Annotated in this window: 4 protein-coding genes; all 4 read right to left on the bottom strand. The window is 37.5% G+C overall.

The window, feature by feature from the left end; all coding sequences use genetic code 11:
* Positions 1 to 193 precede the first annotated feature (193 nt).
* The gene (locus PN450_RS11655) at positions 194 to 784 is read right to left on the bottom strand and encodes a chemotaxis protein CheB (protein WP_235081823.1); all 591 of its coding nucleotides are present in this window, start codon (positions 782 to 784) and stop codon (positions 194 to 196) included.
* A gap of 168 nt (positions 785 to 952) precedes the next feature.
* Positions 953 to 1822, bottom strand: a complete 870-nt coding sequence (locus PN450_RS11650) for a polyphosphate kinase 2 family protein (RefSeq protein ID WP_271836428.1) — start codon at positions 1820 to 1822, stop codon at positions 953 to 955.
* Between the two features lie 207 nt (positions 1823 to 2029).
* Positions 2030 to 2587 carry a peroxiredoxin gene (locus PN450_RS11645; RefSeq protein WP_271836427.1) on the bottom strand — a complete coding sequence of 186 codons (558 nt, stop codon included), beginning with the start codon at positions 2585 to 2587 and terminating at the stop codon, positions 2030 to 2032.
* A gap of 50 nt (positions 2588 to 2637) precedes the next feature.
* A complete protein-coding gene (sipA, locus tag PN450_RS11640) occupies positions 2638 to 2886 on the bottom strand; it encodes a regulatory protein SipA (protein ID WP_271821755.1) in 249 nt (82 codons plus the stop codon).
* Positions 2887 to 3453: the final 567 nt, after the last annotated feature.

Genomic DNA, 3453 nt, shown 5'->3' with positions numbered 1-3453 from the left:
CTCCCCTGGTAGGGGAGAGGTTTGGAGAGGGGTCTGTTTACACATTAAAAACTTTTAAAACATCCTCTAATAAATGAACTACGTTATAGAAATACAGAATCACCATATCCCCCCAGATACTCGACTTCTCAAAGAAGTCGGGTATCTATGTTATTATAGTCAATTTTTTGTAATAAACTAAATTGGTAATAGATTACAAATCAGGATGAGGCATCACCAAAGTTAGCAAAGCTGAAGAAATTTCTGCTAAAGGCAGGATAAAATCTACATTCCCAGTCTTAATTGCTGCGGACGGCATTCCTGGAAATTCAGCGCTTTTTTCATCTTGGGCAATTACCGTCCCACCCATTTTTTGAATTGCTTCTACTCCCATTGCCCCATCACTGCCGGTTCCTGTGAGGACAACAGCGATCGCTCTTTCTTTATAACTTCCAGCCAGAGATTCAAACAATAAATCTGCCGAAGGACGGAGAAAATGCACCATTTCCGACTGCGATAAAGAGGCTGTACCATCACTATTCACCAACAAATGATTATTAGGAGGAGCAATATAAACAGTCCCGGGTGTGAGTTTGTCTCCTTCCTTTGCCTGTTTTACTGTCAATGGAGTCCGACGACTGAGAATTTCTGCCATGAGAGATGGATGACGAGGATCTAAATGTTGAACAATCACAATTGCTGCTTTGAAATCTGCGGGTAAATGTGAAAGTACCTCAATTAACGCCGTTAACCCACCAGCAGAAGCCGCTAAAGCCACAATATCAAAGTTAGGAAGATTTGGCATATTTATCTTGAAGATTATAGTTTCCCCCATCCTTAAAATATCAAAATTTTCAACTCATTCCCTGTATCCACAGACGTATAGAACTTTCCAAATAAGCATTTGGGGACAAAAATGTAGAGCCGAGAATCCCTACCCATGGAACGTCTCTACAGAGGATCTTTTAATTCACTAATTTTCTGCTTCTAAAGTTTTTTTGGCTGCTAATAATTGCTGTTTATGTTCTTCACTCATTTGCGGATATTGCAAATTTAATTCCTGCAATTTTTGGCAAATAATATCTGCTACCACTAAGCGTGTAAACCATTTACGATCAGCAGGAACAATATACCAAGGTGCAAATTCTGTACTTGTATGGTTAAAAACCTGCTCATAGGCATCCATATAATCATCCCAAAAAGCCCTTTCCCGAACATCACTAACAGAAAGTTTCCAATTTTTATCCGGTGATTCAATCCGTTCTAAAAACCGTCTTTTTTGCACCGATTTTGAAACATTTAGAAAAAACTTGAGGACAATTACCCCATTATTGAACAAGTATTTTTCAAAATTATTAATTTCCTCAAATCGCTGTTTCCATATATGATTATCTTGAGGAAAATTGGGTAATTGTTGTTTTTTAAGAATTTCTGGATGGACACGGACTATGAGTAATTCTTCATAATATGAACGATTAAAAATGCCAATTCTTCCCCTTTCTGGCAAAGACTTCATCGAACGCCATAAATAATCATGATCTAGCTCTTCTTCACTCGGTGATTTAAAACTAAATACCTGACATCCTTGAGGATTCACGCCAGACATCACGTGTTTAATGGTACTATCTTTACCAGCAGCATCCATTGCTTGAAAAATAATCAATAAAGAATAGGTATTTTGAGCATAAAGAATATCTTGATATTTCGCTAATTGTAAAATACCTGCCTTTAATTTTTTCACCGCATCACCTTTTTGGTGAAACTCACATTTATAACCTGGGTTATAGTCCTTTACCAAAGAAATTTGATCACCTGGTTTAACAATATAAGGATCATGATTCATATCAAAAAATTAGCACTCCAATAAAATTCATAAATTCATAAATTCATCTGCGTTTATCTGCGTTTATCTGCGTTTAATTATTTTTGAAATCTTATTCTATGGAGCTTCATCTTAATTTAGTATAACCTCTTTCTCTCTGTGTTCTCTGTGCCTCTGTGGTTAGATAAAAAACCTTTTCACCGCAGAGAGACAGAGTGAAAACTTATTTTAAAAAACAGCAGATTGCAATTTTGTTAACTTTGCTAAAACTTCCGTACTGTGAATACTCGGATTAACTCCCACAAAAGTTGTTCTTAATATCCCTTGAGGATCAATAATAAAACTATGGCGCATAGAGACAACACCTATCCAAGAACCATAAGCTTTACTAACTTCACCCTTAGTATCAGCTAACAAAGGAAATTTTAACCCTTCTGAATCACAAAATTCTGCATGGGAATCAATATCATCAGCACTGATACCAATAATTTCAGTATTTTTCTCAATGTACTTAGGTAGATCTTGCTGAAACCGCCTTGCTTCAATAGTACAACCGGAAGTAAAATCTTTCGGGTAGAAATAGAGAACCACCCACTTACCCTGGAAATCAGCCAGGGAAACCTCACCATTCCCCGTATTAGTTGGTAAGGTAAATTCAGGTGCAGGTTGATCAATTGCCGGTAATATACCACCTAAAGCTTGAGCAGGAGGGGTAAAATTCAACCAATTGATAACAGCCAAGCAAGTGGCAAATAGAATGCTAATAAAAGTGCGGCGCGAAATCATAGTCTTCACCAGAAATATAACTTAATATAAGTTTACATTCTTGTTAGCCGCTATTCTGAATCTGACTGGTTTTCTGGTGGTTTTTCGATACTCTCAATGTATTGGCTATCTATAAGAAAAGCGCCTCTAGTCAAGCGTATACCCCAATAACCACCAGGGCGACGGTCAAGAACTATACCTTCTTCACCAACATAAATTACATCAGCAGGACGTAACATAGGCATTGGGTCAGCGGTTTTGACATAAGGTGGCAATGATACCACACGGACTTTACTACCAATTGGGAATTCTGACGACATTTTACAACAGTTTGTAATTTTGAATAACGGTAAATATCGATTTTATTTTACTCTTCTTCCTTTCCACCTATTTGTTAATAAATGTAAAGAACATATTCCACATCCAAAATGAAATGATATATTAAATCCATAGGACACCAAGTTAAGAAGAAACCAACTAAGAGAAAGGGCAATTGATCTAGTGTCCCCCGTCATTAGCCCCACAAGTACAGCATTATTGATCATAAAGTGGCAACTAGCCAAACTTTAGATAAGATGGCGAAGCCAAATCCCAGAGCGGAAAGACGTAGAGATGCTGTGTTTGCGTTTTAGAAAGTCCACCCTTAGTAACTTACAATCACTTACTTACTTTAATCATTTGAAACCTGCAAATTCACTAGAACCCGGTCAACCTTGATCGGGTTTTTAGATGTTTATACCTGGTTTTGATCGGAAAAATGTTAAGAGGTTGTTTGAAAAGTATTATATGAAACCCATAATCTCCAAAAACCTAACCCCCCTTCCCCCCTTCCCTACAAGGGAATGGGGGTTTTAAAGCCTCTCCCCTGGTAGGGGAGAGGTTTGGAG

This window comes from Dolichospermum lemmermannii CS-548 (assembly GCF_028330815.1).
GTDB classification, from domain to species: Bacteria; Cyanobacteriota; Cyanobacteriia; order Cyanobacteriales; family Nostocaceae; genus Dolichospermum; species Dolichospermum lemmermannii.
This window is presented reverse-complemented; position numbering and strand designations above follow the sequence as displayed.

Coding starts and splice junctions, on each gene's coding strand:
- PN450_RS11650 (WP_271836428.1), bottom strand. CDS start 1,822: ATGAATCATGATCCTTATATTGTTAAACCAGGTGATCAAATTTCTTTG.
- sipA (WP_271821755.1), bottom strand. CDS start 2,886: ATGTCGTCAGAATTCCCAATTGGTAGTAAAGTCCGTGTGGTATCATTG.
- PN450_RS11655 (WP_235081823.1), bottom strand. CDS start 784: ATGCCAAATCTTCCTAACTTTGATATTGTGGCTTTAGCGGCTTCTGCT.
- PN450_RS11645 (WP_271836427.1), bottom strand. CDS start 2,587: ATGATTTCGCGCCGCACTTTTATTAGCATTCTATTTGCCACTTGCTTG.